General features: G+C 75.8%; 15 protein-coding genes and 1 pseudogene. 10 read left to right on the forward strand and 6 right to left on the reverse strand.

The window, feature by feature from the left end:
• Positions 1-91: 91 nt before the first annotated feature.
• Positions 92-862, reverse strand: a complete 771-nt coding sequence (locus ASG41_RS12220; protein ID WP_056294955.1) for an HIRAN domain-containing protein — start codon at positions 860-862, stop codon at positions 92-94.
• Positions 849-1,772 carry a hypothetical protein gene (locus ASG41_RS12225; protein WP_056294958.1) on the reverse strand — a complete coding sequence of 308 codons (924 nt, stop codon included), beginning with the start codon at positions 1,770-1,772 and terminating at the stop codon, positions 849-851. The genes ASG41_RS12220 and ASG41_RS12225 overlap by 14 nt, the downstream gene beginning before the upstream one ends.
• Before the next feature lie 61 nt (positions 1,773-1,833).
• On the opposite strand from ASG41_RS12225, the gene ASG41_RS12230 reads away from it, so the two are divergent.
• Together ASG41_RS12230 and ASG41_RS12235 are read left to right on the forward strand one after the other, a co-directional pair.
• Entirely contained in the window at positions 1,834-3,051 is a 1,218-nt protein-coding gene (locus tag ASG41_RS12230) for an FAD-dependent monooxygenase (RefSeq protein WP_056294964.1), read from the forward strand.
• 79 nt (positions 3,052-3,130) lie between these two features.
• A complete protein-coding gene (locus ASG41_RS12235) occupies positions 3,131-5,422 on the forward strand; it encodes a bifunctional diguanylate cyclase/phosphodiesterase (RefSeq protein ID WP_056294967.1) in 2,292 nt (763 codons plus the stop codon).
• Between the two features lie 10 nt (positions 5,423-5,432).
• Here the strand turns inward: ASG41_RS12235 and ASG41_RS12240 are convergent, their stop codons facing one another.
• From ASG41_RS12240 to ASG41_RS12250, 3 genes are all read right to left on the reverse strand, one after another.
• Positions 5,433-6,662, reverse strand: coding sequence for a type II toxin-antitoxin system HipA family toxin (locus ASG41_RS12240; protein ID WP_056294970.1), 1,230 nt, complete (start codon positions 6,660-6,662; stop codon positions 5,433-5,435).
• On the reverse strand, positions 6,659-6,940 hold the full coding sequence (locus ASG41_RS12245) for a helix-turn-helix domain-containing protein (RefSeq protein ID WP_056294973.1): 282 nt from the start codon (positions 6,938-6,940) through the stop codon (positions 6,659-6,661). The genes ASG41_RS12240 and ASG41_RS12245 overlap by 4 nt, the downstream gene beginning before the upstream one ends.
• Positions 6,941-7,097: 157 nt before the next feature.
• On the reverse strand, positions 7,098-7,631 hold the full coding sequence (locus tag ASG41_RS12250; protein WP_056294997.1) for an NUDIX hydrolase family protein: 534 nt from the start codon (positions 7,629-7,631) through the stop codon (positions 7,098-7,100).
• A gap of 193 nt (positions 7,632-7,824) precedes the next feature.
• Between ASG41_RS12250 and ASG41_RS23620 the strand changes: the two genes are divergently transcribed.
• From ASG41_RS23620 to ASG41_RS12290, 8 genes are all read left to right on the forward strand, one after another.
• Entirely contained in the window at positions 7,825-7,977 is a 153-nt protein-coding gene (locus ASG41_RS23620) for a hypothetical protein (RefSeq protein ID WP_157519385.1), read from the forward strand.
• A 252-nt stretch (positions 7,978-8,229) separates the two neighbouring features.
• Positions 8,230-10,467, forward strand: coding sequence for a bifunctional diguanylate cyclase/phosphodiesterase (locus tag ASG41_RS12260; protein WP_157519387.1), 2,238 nt, complete (start codon positions 8,230-8,232; stop codon positions 10,465-10,467).
• Between the two features lie 155 nt (positions 10,468-10,622).
• Complete coding sequence (locus tag ASG41_RS12265; RefSeq protein ID WP_056294982.1) at positions 10,623-11,027, forward strand: excalibur calcium-binding domain-containing protein; 405 nt, start codon at positions 10,623-10,625, stop codon at positions 11,025-11,027.
• Between the two features lie 144 nt (positions 11,028-11,171).
• Complete coding sequence (locus ASG41_RS12270) at positions 11,172-11,906, forward strand: class F sortase (RefSeq protein ID WP_082556879.1); 735 nt, start codon at positions 11,172-11,174, stop codon at positions 11,904-11,906.
• A gap of 116 nt (positions 11,907-12,022) precedes the next feature.
• Positions 12,023-12,826 carry a DUF3375 family protein gene (locus ASG41_RS12275; protein ID WP_082556877.1) on the forward strand — a complete coding sequence of 268 codons (804 nt, stop codon included), beginning with the start codon at positions 12,023-12,025 and terminating at the stop codon, positions 12,824-12,826.
• A complete protein-coding gene (locus ASG41_RS12280; protein ID WP_056294988.1) occupies positions 12,823-15,981 on the forward strand; it encodes an ATP-binding protein in 3,159 nt (1,052 codons plus the stop codon). Before ASG41_RS12275 ends, ASG41_RS12280 begins: the two co-directional genes overlap by 4 nt.
• A 27-nt stretch (positions 15,982-16,008) precedes the next feature.
• On the forward strand, positions 16,009-16,773 hold the full coding sequence (locus ASG41_RS12285) for a thioesterase family protein (RefSeq protein WP_200938854.1): 765 nt from the start codon (positions 16,009-16,011) through the stop codon (positions 16,771-16,773).
• A 40-nt stretch (positions 16,774-16,813) separates the two neighbouring features.
• Positions 16,814-17,239 (forward strand): hypothetical protein, encoded by a 426-nt coding sequence (locus ASG41_RS12290; protein WP_056294995.1) that lies wholly within the window; start codon positions 16,814-16,816, stop codon positions 17,237-17,239.
• Here the strand turns inward: ASG41_RS12290 and ASG41_RS23625 are convergent.
• A pseudogene (locus ASG41_RS23625) lies at positions 17,236-17,339 on the reverse strand (IS481 family transposase); the annotation flags it as partial. The gene ASG41_RS12290 and the pseudogene ASG41_RS23625 sit on opposite strands and share 4 nt — an antisense overlap.

Below are 17,339 nucleotides of genomic sequence, written 5' to 3' on the forward strand. Positions count from 1 at the left end.
TCAGCAACCTCGAGATCATCCGCTGCCTCAAGCGCTACATCGCCCGCGAGATCCACCACGTCCTGACCACTTGACGAGGCATAGGAGCATCTCAGGCGAACTCGGTGACGGTGTCCCACAGGGGCCCGGAAAAGGGCGGCCGCTGCGGATCCACCGACCCGTCCAGCCGGACGAGCAGTCGCAGCCGACTGCCGACCTCAGGACCGTTGACCCGGGCGACAGTGAGCCGGGCGCCGTCCACCGACATCACGTACTCGAGCAGCGCGTCAGGGACGTAGCCCAGCGGCTGTCCCTCACCCTCCACCACCAACTGGGCGTGCGGGTTCCACCGGTTGTCGGGTTGGGGCTGGAGAGCCAGCGCCGTACCCGCGGACAAGCGACCGACGCGCTCGTCCGCACCTTCGACGTGGCGCACCCCGTGTACGAGGAAGAAGCAGTGGGTGGCGCCATCGGGCTGCACCTCAGGCACGGGCAGCAACATGATGCCGTCGCCTGTTCGCTGACCTCCGGAACGGGCGAGCACCTCGAGAGGGGTCACCTCCCCGGACAGGTCCAGGGCAGCCAGGAACACAGGATGCTCGGGTCGCCGCGGGTCCATGATCCGCTCGGCGAAGAGCGGGAACAGCCCGTCGGACCGGTACACCCGGCCGACGTCCGCAAAGCCGAGGAAAGGACGAAAGCCCTCCCGCCGCACGGCCGATCGGAGGTACTCGAAGGTGTACCGGTCGGTTTCCGCACCGGGGGTCACGCTGAGGAAACCGACGGGGCGGTAGAAGTGCTCGCTGTCCTGCTCCGTCACGAGGAGTCGGCGCTGTGCGAGCCCGTGCGACTGCAACGGGACAGTCAGGTCATCGACAGACACGGAGGATCCTCTCTCGGTTGATCTCCACGAGGTTCTCGCAGAACGTACGAGCAGGGTCTGACATTCGCGGGACGTCGGCGATCAGACCGTGGACTGCGTCACGACCGACGGTCTCCAGACGGCCGAGCCAGCGGTCGCGTGCTCGTGGCGCCGCAAGGTCAAGCGCCTGAGCAGCCAAAGTGGTCAGCGGCACCTTGGCTCCGTCCTCGAACTTCCGGCCGAATCCGCGCTCAGCGAAGCTCTCGAGCCCTGCCCTGTCCTCGGCGAGCCTCGACCTTCGCTCTTCGGTGAGGGACGAGCCCAGCGCAGCACCGTGGTCGTAGGTGGGCGCCAGTGTCATCGTCCCGTCGAGGGCTCGGAGCACAGCCCAGTTCTCCTCGTGCCCGTCCAAGTTCCCCACCCAGGCATCGAGAACGAGGTAGCCGGCGAACACGTCCACCGCAGACAGCTCCGAACCAGCGAGCTGAGGGGGCGGCCCGACCCCGTGGCGCCCCAGCTGCTCGACGACGTTCACGACCGAGTGGCCCACGTGGTTCTTCGGCGGACGGTTCAGGCTGTCGCGGTAGCGGTAGTCAGGCACGTCAGCCAGCAGGTTGGCACCGTTCTGGAAATCCGTGTCGGGCAGCTTGAGGTCACGCGAGACGACTCCGGGCTCGACCTCGCCTGCCTCGGCTCTCGTGGCCAACTCGATCTGCGCCCTTGGCAGGCCGAGCGCGCGAGCCAGTGATTCGACGAGCTTCTCCGCCCAGTCCTCACCCTGGAGCTCTCCGGTGTGCGACGCCACGCGCGTGGCCTTGTACAGCCAGAGGGCTCCGTCCGGGTCGAGCCGCCACTGGTTGGACCCGCTGCCTCTCGCCTCCAGCTGCACCGTCCCCCAGCCAGAGACGTCGAGGACCTGGGCGACGACCACACCAGGACCGTGTCGGGCTCCGCGACCGGCACTGTGAGCTGTGAGCCCGTTGACTGTCGGCATGCCCCCGACCGTGCTCGTCTCCGGCGCCAGCGTCGCCGGCCCCACCCTCGCCTTCTGGCTGGCCCGCGCCGGCTACGCCGTGACCGTCGTCGAGCGCACCGACGGCCTCCGCGAGGAGGGCCAGAACGTCGACGTCCGCGGCGCCGCCCGCGAGGTGCTGCGCCGGATGGGCCTCGAGGACGCCGCCCTGGCCGCGACCACGGGTGAGCAGGGCACCGCATTCGTCGACGACCGGGGCCGGGACATCGCCGCGTTCCCGGCCGGCACCGACGACACGTCCGGCCCCACCGCAGAGCTGGAGATCCTCCGCGGCCGGCTGGGCCAGCTGCTGTTCGACGCCACCGAGCACGACGTCGAGTACCGCTTCGGCGACCAGGTCCGCGGCCTGGACCAGGACGCCAACGGGGTCGACGTCACCTTCGCCTCCGGCGCCCAGGAGCGCTTCGACCTCGTCGTGCTGGCAGAGGGCGTCAACTCCCGCACCCGTGCACTCGCCTTCCCCGAGGCCCGCAAGCAGCACCTGGGCATGGTCATCGCCTACCTGACCATCCCGCGCCAGGACGACGACACCGACTGGTGGCGCTGGTACGTGGCCGGCCGCGGCCGCGGGGTCTCGCTGCGCCCGGACGACGTCGGCACCATCCGCGCCGCGGTCAACCTGATGACCGACACCCGCGGGCTGGACGAACTGGACAGCGCCGGCCAGGCCACCGTGCTGCGACGGGCCTTCCAGGACGTGCCGTGGGGCGCCCCGCGCATCCTGGACGCCCTCGCCGACGGCGCACCGTTCTACTTCGAGGACCTGGCCCAGATGCACCTACCCTCCTGGTCGGCCGGGCGCATCGCGCTGGTCGGGGACGCCGCCTGGTGCGCCACCCCGGTCAGCGGCATCGGCACCACGCTGGCCCTGTCCGGTGCCTACACGCTCGCCGCGTCCCTGGCCGCCACCCCCGACCACCGGGCCGGCCTGGCCGACTTCGAGCAGCGGATGCGGCCCTTCGTCGCGAAGGCGCAGTCCCTGCCTCCGGGCACCCCCGGCCTCGCCAACCCGCGGACGGACCGGGGCCGTGCGCTCCTGTGGGCCGCCCTCCGGCTGGCCGCCAGCCGGCCCGCGCAACGCGTGGGCGGCCTCGTCGGCGGAGCACTGGGCTCCTTCGGGCGACCGCCCGCCGACGCCTACCGGCTCCCCGAGGCCCCGTCCGCCGTCGCCGACTGACCCGGCCTGCTCACCCGTGCTGGGGTGACAGCTGTAAGTCCCCTTCACCTGCACCGACCCCGCTGCCGAAGATGCACCCGTGCACCTCCCGACCACCCTCCGGCACCGCGCCGGCGACGGCGTCCGCTGGCTCCTGCCCGTGGCCCTCGCCGTCGTCGCGCTGCCGCTGGCCGCCGTCCCGGACACCCGGGTGGCGGCCGTCCTGGTGGTCTCCGTGCTCGCCTCGCTCGCCCCGCTCGTCGGCCTGACCCGGCACCGCCCCGAACAGCGCTGGCCGTGGGTCGGGGTGGCGGCGATGACCGGCCTCCTGACCGCCGCCCAGTTCGCCCACACCGCCGGCTCCGCGGGCTGGGCCACCGGCCTGTCCGTCAGCGGCATCGGCGTCGGCCTGGCGCTGGTCACCGTCCTCTTCCGCCGACCCTCCGACGTCGCGAACGGCCAGCCCGAGCCCGACGGCGGGTCCACCGCCGCCCAGCGCTGGGGACGACGCACCGACCAGGTCCTGGTGCTGGTCGTGATGGTGCTGGCCGGCGTCCAGGTGGTCGCCTCGGTGGCCTCCGCGGACCTCCCACTGGCCGCGGCCGGCGCCCCCTTCGACGTGGTGCTGGCCTGCGTCGTGCTGCGCCTCATCGCCTCCCGGGCCTGGCGTCCGGGGCCGGCCCTGCTGATCACCGGCGGCGGAGTCCTCGCGGTGTACGACTGCCTGGTCGCCGACACCGGGGTCCGCGTGGTGGGTCCGGGGCACCCGCTGGGCGTGCTGTGGGTCCTGGGCATGTGCGCCCTGGTCGGTGCCGCCCTGCACCCCAGCATGGTCGCCACCTTCGACGTCACCCGTCCGCCGCGACGCCGCTCGGAGTCCGCCCGGCTCGCCGGCCTGCTGCCGCTGGTGCTGGTCCCGCCGCTGCTGTGGCTGCTGTCCAGCAGCTCCGAGCTGCCGACCGCCTGGTACCTCGCCGTGGGCGCCGTCATCGGCGCCCTGGGCATCGCCCGCGGCGCCCAGTCGGTGGCCGACAGCGACCGGCGGGCCGACCGCGACCCGCTCACCGGCCTCGCGAACCGCCGGGGACTACAGGCCGCCTTCGACGCGCAGCTGCTGCGCCCGGCACCCGCCGACGCGGTCGGCCGTCTGGTCCTGCTGGACCTCGACGACTTCAAGGGCGTCAACGACACGCTGGGCCACGAGGTCGGCGACCGGCTGCTGGTGGCCGTCGGCCAACGACTGGTGGACGCCGTCGGCGACGCCGGCCTGGTCGCCCGCTCCGGCGGCGACGAGTTCGTGCTGCTGCTCGGCCCGGGCGCACCCGCGGTCGACGACGTCGTGGCGACCGCGTTCGCCGAGCCGGTCCGGCTGGGCACCCGGTTGTCCGACCAGCTGCAGACCGTGCGGGCCAGCGCCGGCTGGCTCGACCTGCGCCCCGGCGACCGGCTGCCGCTCACCCTCGCCGACGCCGACGTCGCGCTGTACGCCAGCAAGGCCGACGCCCGCGGCACCGCGACCCGCTTCTCCCCCGCCCTGCGCGAGCAGGTCCTCGGCGAGCTGGGCCTGGCCGCCGACCTGGGCCGGATGCTGCAGGGCTCCCCGGACGCCGGACGGCTCGTCCTGGAGTACCAGCCGCAGGTGTCCCTGCCCGGCCGCGAGCTCGTCGGCGTCGAGGCGCTGGTCCGCTGGGCGCACCCCACCCGCGGGCTGGTCTACCCCGACACGTTCCTGCCGCTGGCCGAGCGCCGCGGCGACGGTGCCGCCGTCGACGCCTGGGTGCTGCGCACCGCCTGCGCCGCCGCCGCCCGCTGGTTCGGCCAGGGCCTGCCCTGGTCGGTCAGCGTCAACCTGGGCCGCTCCAGCATGGTCGACGCCGGCCTCGCCGCCCGGGTCCGGACGACGCTGCGCGACACCGGCCTGCCCGCCGACCGGCTGCACCTGGAGATCACCGAGCACGACGCGCTCCCCGTCGGGGCCGGGGTCCAGGCGCTGCACGACCTGGCCGCCGACGGCGTCGGGGTGCACCTGGACGACTTCGGCGTGGGCTACACCTCGCTGGCCTACCTGCAGCGCTACCCGGTCAGCGTCCTCAAGCTGGACCGCTCCGTCACCGGGGACGACCGCTCCCCCGCCCTGCTGTCCGGGGTCGTCGCGCTCGCCGACGCCCTGGGCATCACCGTGCTCGCCGAGGGCGTCGAGACCGACGAGCAGTGCGCCCACCTGGCCGCGCTCGGCGTCGACTGCGGGCAGGGCTGGCTGTTCGGCCGGCCGGTGTCCGAGGCCCGGCTGCTGCGCGAGAGCGTCGTCCTCACCGACGACGGTCCCGTCACCGACGACGTCCCCGTCACCGACGACGCCCCCGCCACCGACGTGGTCGCCGTCCCCGCCTGAGCGGGGTGGTTCAGCCGGTCAGCTCGCCCGCCCGCTCCCGGAGCAGGGCGGCCAGCCGGTCGGAGGTGGCGTCGTCGAAGCCGATCTCCCCGACCCGGTCGGCCCAGGGCAGGACAGCAGCGGCGATCCGGTCCAGCGACCGGGCGACGGCCCGCTCGGGGAGCCCCCAGCGCTGCGCCGCGTCCAGCCACCACCGCCGGCCGAGCCGGTTCGCCCGGCCGTACAGCGGGACCGCCATCGGGTCGGCCCAGCCGGCGTAGGGCTGGGTGCACAGCAGGTCGTAGACCGGGGTGACCTCCCACAGCCCGTCGGGGGCCTGCCGGACCGAGAGGTTCTTGCCGTGCAGGTCGCCGTTGCCGACCATGTAGGACAGCGCCGCGGTCTCGAGCACCCGCCTCAGCGCCAGCGGCCGGGACCCCCCGCCGCGCTCCACGGCGTCGGCCAGGGCGAGGGCCGCCTCCTGCAACGACACCCGGTACTTGGCGGCCGGGTAGCGGCCGAGCACCTGGCAGGCGTCCTCCTGCGGCAGCCGCCGGGGCGGTCCGCCGGGGACGACGACCCGGTCGAAGCGCTCCACCAGCAGCCCCTGCCGGCCGTGCCGGTCGGTCATCAGCCGGTGCCCCGGGGTCGGCAGCCCGCAGGAGCCGGCCAGGGAGAGGAAGAAGTGCTCGTTGGCCACCAGCCGCGGCCAGCCCTCGGGGTCCAGCTTCAGGATCGCCGGGCCGACGTCGGTGCCCAGCGGGGTGGAGACGACGGCGGCCGAGACCTTGACCTGGACGCCGGGCAGCGCCACCCGGTCGACCCGGGCCGGGTCGGTCGAGGTGGCCCGGGCGAAGAGGTCGGTGAAGTCGACGTCGGGGGCGCCGGTGTCCAGCAGCGGGGCCGCCTCGACCGGTGGTCGGCCGTGCTCGGTCACCTGGACGTCGCCGATGGTGTCGGCGCCGACGAGCAGCAGCAGGGTGAGGTGGTCGTCGGCGGAGGTGTGCGCGCCGCGGGTGATCGCCTGCAGCCGGGCGCCCTCGGGGAGCAGGCCGGCGAAGAAGGCCGGCGCCGAGCCGGCGCCGGCCCGCACGGGCTCCGGGGTGAGCGGCAGGGTGCTGGCGACCGGGGGCGCGTCGGGGTCGGCGAGGTAGCCCGCATCGTGGGCGAAGACGACGTCGTCCCCGTCGCGGGTGAGCGTGCCGGCCAGCCGCCCGGCCTTGTGCACGTCGGCGACCAGCACCTCCCGGAGGTCGCTCACCGGGGTTCCAGCAGCAGCACGTCGCGGGCCGACCGCAGCGAGGGGCGCGGGCCGACGCCCAGCCCCAGCCCCAGCGCCTCGAGGACGGCGAGCGCGATCACCAGGGTGACCGACTCCCGGCCGGCCTCCAGGCCGCGGACCGAGGAGACCCCGACGCCGGCGAGCTCGGCCAGGTCGAGCTGGGTGAGCCCGAGCTGCAGCCGCCGGTCCCGGACCAATGCGCCGGCGTCGGCCAGCCCCCCGGTCGAGGTCTTCTCCCGCCGTCTCGGTGCGGCCATCTGAGCTCCCTGTCGTTGCTGCAGCAGCGCTACCGGTCCGGCGGCGCTTCCTGGGTCATCGACAGGAGCTTAACGTTGCTGTAGCAACTCCCGGGGGCTACCGACCTTCAGCCTTGGCCACGCACACGCTCTGTCGTTGCCGGAGCAACGACAGGCCTCAGACGCCGAGGTGGGCCAGGGCCTGCAGCACGAGGTGGCTCTGCCCGTTGGCGAGCTCCGCGAGGACGCCGGGCTCCCGGACCTCCTCGGGGCTGAACCAGGTCAGCTCCAGCGCGTCCTGCTGCGGCGCGCAGTCACCCTCGACCGGGACGACGTAGGCCAGCGAGACGGCGTGCTGGCGCGGGTCGTGGAAGGGCGTGACCCCCGGGGTCGGGAAGTACTCGGCGATCGTGAAGGGCTGCGGCGCCGGGGGCACCCGCGGCAGGGCCAGCGGACCGAGGTCCTTCTCCAGGTGCCGGATCAGCGCCGTCCGCACGCGCTCGTGGTACAGCACGCGACCCGAGACGAGGGCCCGCTTGATCTGGCCGTCCTCACCGGCCCGCAGCAGCAGCCCGACCGCCGTCACCACGCCGTGGTCGTCGACCCGCACGGGGACCGCGTCCACGTACAGGATCGGCAGCCGTTCACGGGCGGAGTCCATCTCCTCGCGGGAGAGCCAGCCGGCGTCGGTGAGGGTGAACGCATCGGTCATGGTCACTGTCTATCCGACGCACGTGACGGGGTCGCGTCGGGGCCCGCCACTAGTGCCCAGGAACACGGGAGGGGCACACGGGGCTGCCGCCGGCGCCCGTCACCTCGGCCGCGGCCGTCGCACCGACGTCGACCGTGGCGCCCACGACACCCGCGCCCGCCCCCGCCCCCAGCCGTACGGCGTCTTCCTCAGCGTGTCCCACGACCTGCTCGGCTCCCGCAACCAGGTCGTGGACTCCGACTGGGTGGTCTGCGACCAGAACGTGCCGGCCGGCCAGCAGGTGACCGGGGACGTCGAGGGCGCCATCGACCTGGGCGTGGTCGAGCGCGAGGAGACCTGCCCCTGACCGGCCCGTCGACCCGGGTCGGGTCGAGCACCGTGCTCACAGGGGCCTCCGGTCCGCCGGGAGGACACCCGGAGCACCTGTCCACGGTCACCGCACGCCACTGACCGGCCTCGATGGCGCGGCGTCACCCCCGCGGCAGCGCCGGGCCACCCGGTCGGGGGACGGCGGACGTGACCGGACCGACCACCCCCATCGGTGGACCGGTGCCCGTCCCGGGTCAAGGCCCGCACCCCCGGTGCCGACGTCTCCCCCGTGACCGAGACCCGGAACGACCCCGCGGCCGTGCCGCGTGGCGTCCGGGTCGTGCTGCCGGTCGCGGTCGTCCTCGTCTCCGCGGCGATGACCCTGCTGACCCTGCTCCCGGCCACCCGCCCGCCCGCGATGGTGACCGCGTGCGTCCTCGCCGCGCTCGCCCCGGTGCTGGGGCTGTGGCTGTACCGGCCCGCCCGCCGACTGCCCTGGTTCCTGCTCACGGCCATGCTGGTCGCCTGGGCCGTCTCCTTCGCGGCCACCACGACCGAGCTGGCCCTCGACGCCCAGTTCGTCGGGACCCTCGTCGCCGTCGCGGTCGTGTCGACGCTGTTCGACCTGCACCGGCGCGGACCGGGCAGGCAGCGCCGCGAGTGGGCTCGCACCACCTGGGGACGCCGGGTCGACCAGCTCGTCGTCCTCGTCGTGCTCGCCCTGGCGGTCGCCCAGGCCGTCCGGACCGCCACCGCCGTCGACGCACCACCCAGCGCCTGGTGGTCCCCGGTCGACGTCGTGCTGGCCTGCCTGCTGCTGCGCTTCGTGGCCTCCCGCGCCGAGCTGGGCCTGAGCATGAAGCTCTTCGTCGGTGCCGGCGTCCTGGCCTGCGTGTACGACGCCGTCGTGGCCAACACCGGCACGCACATCGTCGCACTGCCGCACCCGCTCAACAGCCTGTGGGCGCTGGCCACCACGCTCTTCGTCGCAGCGTCGGTGCACCCGAGCATGCGGCAGGCGTTCGTCCCCGGCCGGCTGCGCCGGATGCGCTCGGAGTCCGGCCGGGTGCTGGGCCTGGTGCCCCTGCTCCTGGTGCCCTGCGTGCTGGCCACCTTCGACCCGGCCGGGCGGCTGCCCACGTCGGTCTACCTGGTCACCGGCGCCGTCGTCGCCGCGCTGACCGTCGCCCGCGGCGCCCAGGCGCTGCGCACCAGCGAGGAGCGCGCCCGCCGCGACCCGCTCACCTCGCTGGCCAACCGGCGCGCCCTGCAGGAGGCCTTCGACGCGCTGGTGCTGGGCGCCGCGCACACCGGCGGACCGATCGGCCGGCTGGTCGCCCTGGACCTCGACGACTTCAAGAACGTGAACGACACCTGGGGCCACGAGACCGGCGACCAGCTCCTGGTCCGGGTCGGCGACCGGCTGGCCGAGGCCGTCGGCGACACCGGGACGGTCGCCCGCTCCGGCGGCGACGAGTTCGTCGTCCTGCTGCGCCCCGGCGCACCCGACGTGCCCGACCTCCTCGAGCGGGCCTTCCTGCAGTCCTTCGTGCTGGACACCGGTGCCCACCAGCAGCTCTTCGTCGTCCGGGCCAGCTCGGGCTGGGTGGACCTCACCACCACCAGCGCCCTGCCGCACGCACTGGCCGACGCCGACATCGCGCTGTACACGAGCAAGGCCACCGCCCGGGGGACGACGACGCGCTTCGCCCCGGAGCAGCGCGAGGCCGTCCTGGGCCGGCTGGCGCTGGCCGAGGACCTGCGCGCCCTGGTGTGCGGGGAGCGCGGCGCCGGGGAGCTGACCCTGCTCTTCCAGCCGCTGGTCTCCCTGCGCGACCGCCGGGTGCTGGGCTGCGAGGCACTGGTCCGCTGGGCACACCCCACCAGGGGCCTCATCGGGCCCGACGACTTCCTGCCGCTGGCCGAGGTCCAGGGGCGCGGATCCGCGGTGGACACCTGGGTGCTGCAGCAGGCCTGCACGGTGGCCGCCGGCTGGGCGCAGCAGGGCCTGCCGTGGTCGGTCAGCGTCAACCTGGGCCGCTCCAGCATGGTCGACCCCGACCTGGAGGCCCGGGTGCGCGCCGCCCTCGCCTCGACCGGGCTCACCGCGGACCGGCTGCACCTGGAGATCACCGAGCACGACCAGCTGCCCACCGAGGCCGGCGTCGCCGCCCTGCGCGCACTGGCCGACAGCGGCGTGCAGGTCAGCCTGGACGACTTCGGCACCGGCTACACCTCGTTGGCCTACCTGCAGCGCTACCCGGTCAGCGTGCTCAAGCTGGACCGCTCGGTCACCGGCGTCGACTCCCCCACCGCGCTGCTCACCGGCGTCGTCGGGCTGGCCGACGCCCTGGGCATCACCGTGCTGGCCGAGGGCATCGAGAGCGACGAGCAGTGCGCCCGGCTCGCCGCACTGGGCGCCGACCGCGGACAGGGCTGGCTCTTCGGCCGCCCGGTGCCCGCCGACCAGCTGCCGGTGCGGGTCGACACGGTGACCCGGCCCGACCACGGCCTGACCACGGCCTGACCCCGGGCGTCGGGCGGGGGCCAGGGAGACGTGGGCCACACCTGACGAACCGGGGACCCGCAGGTGTCGGAACTCGCCCGCGCGACACGCCAGCCGAACCGAGACCGTCCGGTCAAGCTCCAGGGGAACGCCCACCACCCCACGGGAGACACCCCATGCGCACTCGTTCCCTCGCCCTCGGCGTCCTGGCCACGGCCGCTCTGTCCCTCGGCGTGACCGGCACCGCGTCGGCCGCCGACCTGAACTGCGACGACTTCGCGACCCAGGCCGAGGCCCAGGCCAACCTGGTCGCCAACCCGACGGACCCCAACGGCCTGGACCGGGACGACGACGGCATCGCCTGCGAGAACTTCGCGTACGCCGCCGGTTCGGCCACCTCGGACGAGGGGCAGGCGGCCGTCGTGGCCCAGGTCCCCAACCGTCCGACCGGTGGCGTCGCTGCCGGCGACGGCTCCTCCGACGCGGCGTCCGTGCTGCCCTACGTCCTCGGCGGCCTCGCGGTCGTCGGCGCCGGCGGGGCGGCTGTGGCCTCCCGGCGCAGCGCCCGCGCCACCGCCTGACCGGCCGGCACCACCACACCGCCGCGCCGCTCCGTGCAGCACCGCGCACCCGAGACCGACCGCCCGGACCCGATCGAGGTCCGGGCGGTCGGTCCCGTGCGCATCCGGGGGTCCTACCCCCCGCCCCTGCCGACCCCCGTCGGCATGCTCCCCACCGCGTTCCCCACCGCGGACCGGCCGCACGTCACCCGGTACGGCCGACGGCGGCGCGCCACCGTCGCGTCCCGGGTCTGGGCCGGCACCTCGGTCGCACTGGCTGCTGCCGGGGTGGCCGCGGTCGTCGTCCTCCCGCAGGACCCGGCACCCGCCCGGCTCGAGGTCCCGGCCGCCGTCGCCGCGCCGGCCGCGGCACCGGCCCTGCCGGTGGCAGCGCCGGCCCCGACTCCCGCCGAGCAGGCGGTCACGGCACCCCTCGTCCTGCAGACCGGGCCCAGCACCCCCAGCCGGGTGCAGATCCCGGCCCTGGGCATCGCCTCGTCGGTGATCGAGCTCGGTCTCGAGCGGGACGGGTCCATGGAGGTGCCCCGCGGCGCCTACCCGGTCGGCTGGTTCGACGGCGGCCCCACGCCGGGCGAGCTGGGCCCGGCAGTGCTCGCCGGGCACGTCGACTGGGCCGGTGAGCCCGGCGCGTTCTACGGACTGCGCGAACTGGTCCCCGGCGACGAGGTCGTCGTCGACCGGGACGACGGGACGCAGCTGACCTTCCTCGTCGACCGGGTCGAGGAGCACCCCAAGGACGAGTTCCCCACCGACGACGTCTACGGCGACATCGGCATCGCCGGGCTCCGGCTGATCACCTGCGGCGGCGCCTTCGACGAGGACAGCGGCGACTACCTGGACAACGTCGTGGTGTTCGCCAGCCTGGTGTCGGTGACCTGAGCCCGTCCGCGGGCTGCCGACGTGGCCGGGGGCCCTCACGTCACCCCTCACGTCTCAGCTGTCCCACCCCGGAGCGCCGAGCCGGATCCGGCCGGAACCGGACCTAGCCTCGCGCCGTGTCCGCCCCGCACGACCCCCGCCCGGTGACCGTGGCCCGCCTCGACGCCACCGTCGCGCTGGCCCGTTCCCTGGCGCAGGCCCAGGAGAGCGAGCCCAGCGTGCTGCTGGCCGACCTGCTGGCCCGCCGGGTCGAGCTGGACGCCGAGATCGCCCGGGTCCGGGCCGGCCGGATCGCCCCGCTGCCCGCCGCGGACGCCGAGGACCTGCGCCGGCTCGTCGTCGCCACCGTGGCGGGGCTGCTGGCCGACCTGCAGGGCACCGGGTCCCGCGCGGTCGCGGACGCGCTGCTCTCCCCCGCCCGCCGGGACGCCGTCGGTGCGGTCCTGGCGCGGGTGGGCCTGCCCGACGCGCACCACGCCTGGCTCGCCGCCGCCGAACCCCCGGCGGCGGCCACCGCGGTGGCCGGTGAGACCGCGCCCGTCGCTCCCGAGGGGCTCACCGGCGACGGGGTCGACAGCGACCTCGAGGTCGGCGTCGTCCCCGAGCTCCCCGGTCCGGCCGCCCGACCGCTCACCGCCGTCGTCCGCCAGGCGCTGCGCCGCCGGCGCGAGCAGCCGCTGGCCGAGGCCCTCGCCGAGCAGCCGCTCGAGGGCGGCCTGGCCGAGCTCGTCGGCTGGCTGACCCTGGCCGACGACGCCGTCGAGGTCGTCGTCGACGACGCCACCGACGACGTCACGTGGACCGACCCCGCCGGCCGCGACCGCACCGCCACCGTGCCCCGGGTGCGCTACCGCCGCGCCGGCACCGCACCGACCACCCCCCAGCTGCGCACCACCCCGACCAGGGAGAACGCCCGATGACCGCACCCGGCACCCGGCTGCACCGCCTCGAGCTGCTCAACTGGGGTCCCTTCGACCGCCGCGTCTGGCAGCTGCCCACCGGGGGCGCGCACACCCTGCTCACCGGTGACCTGGGCACGGGCAGCACCGCCGTCGTCGACGCGCTGCGCACCCTGCTGCCCACCGACGGCGCTGCGGCGGACCTCCGCCCCCTGGTCCGCGGGCACTGGCGCACCGAGCGGGACGAGACCACCGGCGGCGCCCGGCCCGTCGCGCTCCGCCCGGGCACCACGTGGTCCGCGGTGCTCGCGGTGTTCGGCGACGTCACCGTGGGGCGGGTGCTGTGGCTGCGGGCCGGCGCCGACGACGCCCCCCAGCAGTTCTCCTTCGTCGCCGACGGCGACCTGTCGATCGCCGGCGACCTGTCCGGCTTCGGCGGGGACCCGCTGACCCTCGCCCGCCGGCTGGCGGCCCGGGAGGACGTCGTCGTCTGCACCGACCCGGCCGAGTACGCCCGGGTCTCCCGCGCCCGCCTCGGCCTGGACGCCGACGGCGCCCGGCTGCTCGCCGCCGCGACCCCGGCCGGGGACCTGGCCGCCGTCGTCCGGGAGCAGGTGCTCGGCGCCGCAGACGTCGGCCGCTGGGTCGACCGGCTCGCCGGCTCCGTCGAGGACCTGACCCGCACGACGACGACGCTCACCGCCGTCCGCGGCCAGCTCGCCGCGCTGGACCCCGTGCTCGACGACGCCGACCGGCTGGTCACCCTCACCGAGCAGCTGGCCTCCGTCGACGACGAGCTGCTGGCGCTCCCCGACTGGGCCGACCGGTGGCGGGAGCGCCTGCTCGCCACCCGGGCGACCCGGCTGCGCGCCGAGGTCGCAGCGACCGACCGCGAGCTCGCCGACGTGCAGGAACGGCTGGACGAGGCCCGCGACCGGGTCGCCGACGCCACCGTCGAGCGGGCCGGCAAGGGCGGGGACCAGCTCACCCGGCTGGAGACCCGACTGCGGGACCTGGCCACCCAGCGCCGCGAGCGCCGCGGCCGGGCCGACGTGCTGGACCGGCTGCTGACCACCGCCGGCCTGGACCGGGTCACCGACGAGCACGCCTTCCGCACCCGCCGCGAGGAGGTGGCCCAGGAGTCCACCCGGGTCCGCCGGCGCACCGTCGACACCTCCGTGCGGGTCCGCGAACTGGACGCCGAGATCGCCGGGCTGGCCGGGCAGCTGGCCGTCCTGGAGGGCGAGACCGCCGTCGTCCGGGCGGGCTCGGAGACCGTGCCGCCGGCGCTGGCCGCGATGCGCGACCGGCTCACCGCACGACTGGGCGTCGAGCTGCCCTTCGCCGGCGAGCTGCTGACGGTGACCGACCCGGCCTGGCTGCCGGCCGCCACCGCCGTCCTCGGCGACCTGCCCGGCAGCCTGCTGGTCCCCGCCGAGCACGCCGCCGCCGTCGCCGCGGTGGCCGACCTCGAGCTCCCCCACCACGTGCTGCCCGACCCGCTGCCGACGACGGCGCCGCTGCCCGCGGCCCGCACGCTGGCCGCGGTCGTGCAGGTGGCCGACTGCCCCGCGGGCGCCTGGCTGGAGGGCGAGGTCGTCCGCCGGGCCCCGCACCTGCGCGCGCACACCGACACCGAGTTCCTCCGCAGCCCGCAGGCGGTCGCCCGCGACGGCCGCGTCAAGGACGCCGGCGGCCGCCGCCCCGCGCTCCCCCGCGACCCCGACGCCGTGCTCGGCTGGTCCTCCCTGGCCCGCGCCGCCACGCTCGAGGTGCGCGCCGAACTGGTCCGCGCCCGGCACGACACCGCCGTCGCCGGGCGGGACGAGTGGGCGGCCGCGCACACCGCCGCCCTCGTCCGCGACCGGGACCTGGCCCGGGTCGAGCTGTTCGCCGACTGGCGCGACGTCGACTGGCGCTCCTCGGTCGAGGCCATCGCCGAGACCAAGGCCCGGATCGCTGACGCCGGCCGTGCGCCGCTCGCGCTGGCCCGGATCGAGGAGACGCTGGCCGACCTGCGGATGGACGTCGCCAAGCTGGAGGCCGCGCAGGCCGACGCCCTGCAGCGGCGCGGCACCGCCGCCGGCGCCCGGGACGAGGCCTTCCGCACGCTGGGCGTCGTCCGCACCCGGCTGGGCACCGACGACGGGTCCGCGCTGGACGCCGTCCTGGACCACGCCGCGGCCCTGCTCGGCGCCGCCCAGACCGCCCCGCAGCGACTGGACCGCCGGGCCGGGGTCGCCTTCAGCCCGCCCGTGGACACCGACGACATGGACGAGCGCGAGCGGCAGCTGCGCGCCCAGCTCACCGGTGAGCACACCCGCCGCAACGACGCGCACGCCCGGACCGCGCAGCAGGTCGTCACCGGGATGACCGCCTTCCTGCACGCCTGGCCCACCGCCCTGCCCGGCGTGACGGCGTCGGTGGCCGCGGTCGCCGACGTCCGGGCGCTGCGGGACCGACTGCGCCGCGAGGAGCTGCCCGCACTGGCTGCCGCCGCCGACGAGCAGCTCACCGAGCGCGTCGTCCGGGACGCGGCCTCCCTGCTGGCCGAGCTGGACCGCCGGGCCGACCAGGTGCACACCCGGGTCCGCGCCGTCGACGAGGTGCTCTACGGCCTCGACGTCGAGCCCGGCCGGCACCTGCACCTCACCGTGCGGGCGAGCACGTCGGTCGAGGTCGCCGCGTTCCGCGCCGAGCTGCGCGCCGTCGCCGACACCCTGGGCAGCCGCCCCGACGACGACCTCGTCGCGCGGGTCACCGCCCTGGTGGCCCGGCTGACCGGGGACGCCGGGTGGGCCGCGCGGGTCACCGACGTCCGCACCTGGTCCGTCGTCGACGTCGCCGAGCTGTGGCGCGCCGACGGCACCGGCGTGGTCGCCTCGACGAAGCCCGGGGACCGGCGGCGCCGCGAGGAGACCGTGGCCGCGACCGTGCTGGTCGCCGCCCAGCTGGCCACCCGCGGGGACGACGGGCTGCGCCTGCTGGTGCTGGACCGGTGGAGCCGCGAGGTCACCCGGGCGGCGCTGGAGCTCGGCGACCGGGTGGGCCTGCAGCTGCTCGTCGTCGCCCCGCAGCACGAGATCGCCGCCCTGGAGCCGCACCTGGGCGCCGTCGCCCAGCTGGTGGACCCCGACGGCAACGACGCGCGGCTGCGCTGCCTGACCGTGGGGTGACCCGCGGGCCCGGTGCATGATCCGGGGATGGACGCGTTCTACCTGCCGCTGGGCGAGGGCCGCTACACCCCCACCAAGGCCACCGAGAGCCCGTGGGACGGCGAGGCCCAGCACGGCGGCCCGCCCTCCGCGCTGCTCGCGCACCTGGCGGCGGAGGCGGCCGGCGGGCAGCAGACGGCACGGGTCAGCGTCGACTTCTACGGCGCCATCCCGCGCCGGGAGCTGACCGTCGAGGTGTCCCCGGTGCGCCCGGGCCGGCGGATCGACCTCACCGAGGCGGTGATGACCGTGGACGGCCGGACGGTCGCCGTCGCCCGCGTGTGGTCGCTCGCACCGGGCCCCACGCCACCGGTCGTGACCCCCGAGGTGGCCCCGCCCCCGGTGCCGGAGGAGGGGTCGCAGGTGCTGCCGCAGCTGGGCGACTGGGGCTACGGGCAGGCGCTGGACTGGCGGTACACCGCGGGCTCCGCGCACGAGACCGGTGCGGCCGACGTCTGGACCCGGGTGCGGGTGCCGCTGGTCGAGGGCGTCGAGCTCACCGGCACCGACCGGGTGCTCATCGCCGCCGACGCCGCCAACGGGATCTCCGCCGAGCTGCCCATCGACTCCTGGCTGTCCATCCCGCCCGGGGTGACCGCGCACCTCACCCGGGAGGCGCAGGGCGAGTGGGTGCACCTGTCCTGCCGCACCCGGATCGGCGACAACGGGCTCGGGCTGTGCACCGGGGTGCTCTCCGACCGGCGCGGCGTCCTCGGTGAGGTGTCCCAGCCGCTGCTGGTCCGGGCCCGCTGAGACCGGTTCCACCTCCCCACCGCGGGGTAGCGGGACCGGCATGACCTCGATCAGCCCGGTCCGCAGCGGCCTGCCCAGCCGCTCCCAGCGGCACGCCCGCACCCGCGCCGTCTCCGTCGTGCTGGGTGCCGGTGGGCTGACCATGGCGCTGGCGCCGTCCTGGGTGGTCGACACCTTCTCCCCCGGCCGCAGCGCACCGGCCAGCTGGATCGTGCGGGTGCTGGGCGCCCGATCGGTCGTGCAGCACGCGCTCATCGTGGCCCGGCCCACCCGTCAGGCCGTGCAGTTCGGCGCCGTCCTGGACGGGCTGCACGCCGCGAGCATGGCGCCGGCCGGCCTGCTGTGGTCGGGCCGCTTCCGCCGGGCCGCCGGGGTCAGCGCCGGGTACGCGGTGCTGTCCGCGGTCGCCCAGCTCGCCGTGGCCCCCCAGTCCGAGGACGCCGTCCGGGTGCCCGGCGACGTCTAGCTGTGATGTCCAGCGAGGTTGTCCAGGCGGCTGATCGGGGGTAGGGCTCCGGTGGCGCTGTGGGGCCGGTGGTGGTTGTAGAAGTGCAGCCATCCTGGCA

Source organism: Modestobacter sp. Leaf380, from assembly GCF_001424485.1.
Classification (GTDB): domain Bacteria; phylum Actinomycetota; class Actinomycetes; order Mycobacteriales; family Geodermatophilaceae; genus Klenkia.

Coding starts and splice junctions, on each gene's coding strand:
- ASG41_RS12270 (WP_082556879.1), top strand. CDS start 11,172: ATGCTCCCCACCGCGTTCCCCACCGCGGACCGGCCGCACGTCACCCGG.
- ASG41_RS12285 (WP_200938854.1), top strand. CDS start 16,009: ATGGACGCGTTCTACCTGCCGCTGGGCGAGGGCCGCTACACCCCCACC.
- ASG41_RS12245 (WP_056294973.1), bottom strand. CDS start 6,940: ATGGCCGCACCGAGACGGCGGGAGAAGACCTCGACCGGGGGGCTGGCC.
- ASG41_RS12230 (WP_056294964.1), top strand. CDS start 1,834: ATGCCCCCGACCGTGCTCGTCTCCGGCGCCAGCGTCGCCGGCCCCACC.
- ASG41_RS12265 (WP_056294982.1), top strand. CDS start 10,623: ATGCGCACTCGTTCCCTCGCCCTCGGCGTCCTGGCCACGGCCGCTCTG.
- ASG41_RS12250 (WP_056294997.1), bottom strand. CDS start 7,631: ATGACCGATGCGTTCACCCTCACCGACGCCGGCTGGCTCTCCCGCGAG.
- ASG41_RS12290 (WP_056294995.1), top strand. CDS start 16,814: ATGACCTCGATCAGCCCGGTCCGCAGCGGCCTGCCCAGCCGCTCCCAG.
- ASG41_RS12280 (WP_056294988.1), top strand. CDS start 12,823: ATGACCGCACCCGGCACCCGGCTGCACCGCCTCGAGCTGCTCAACTGG.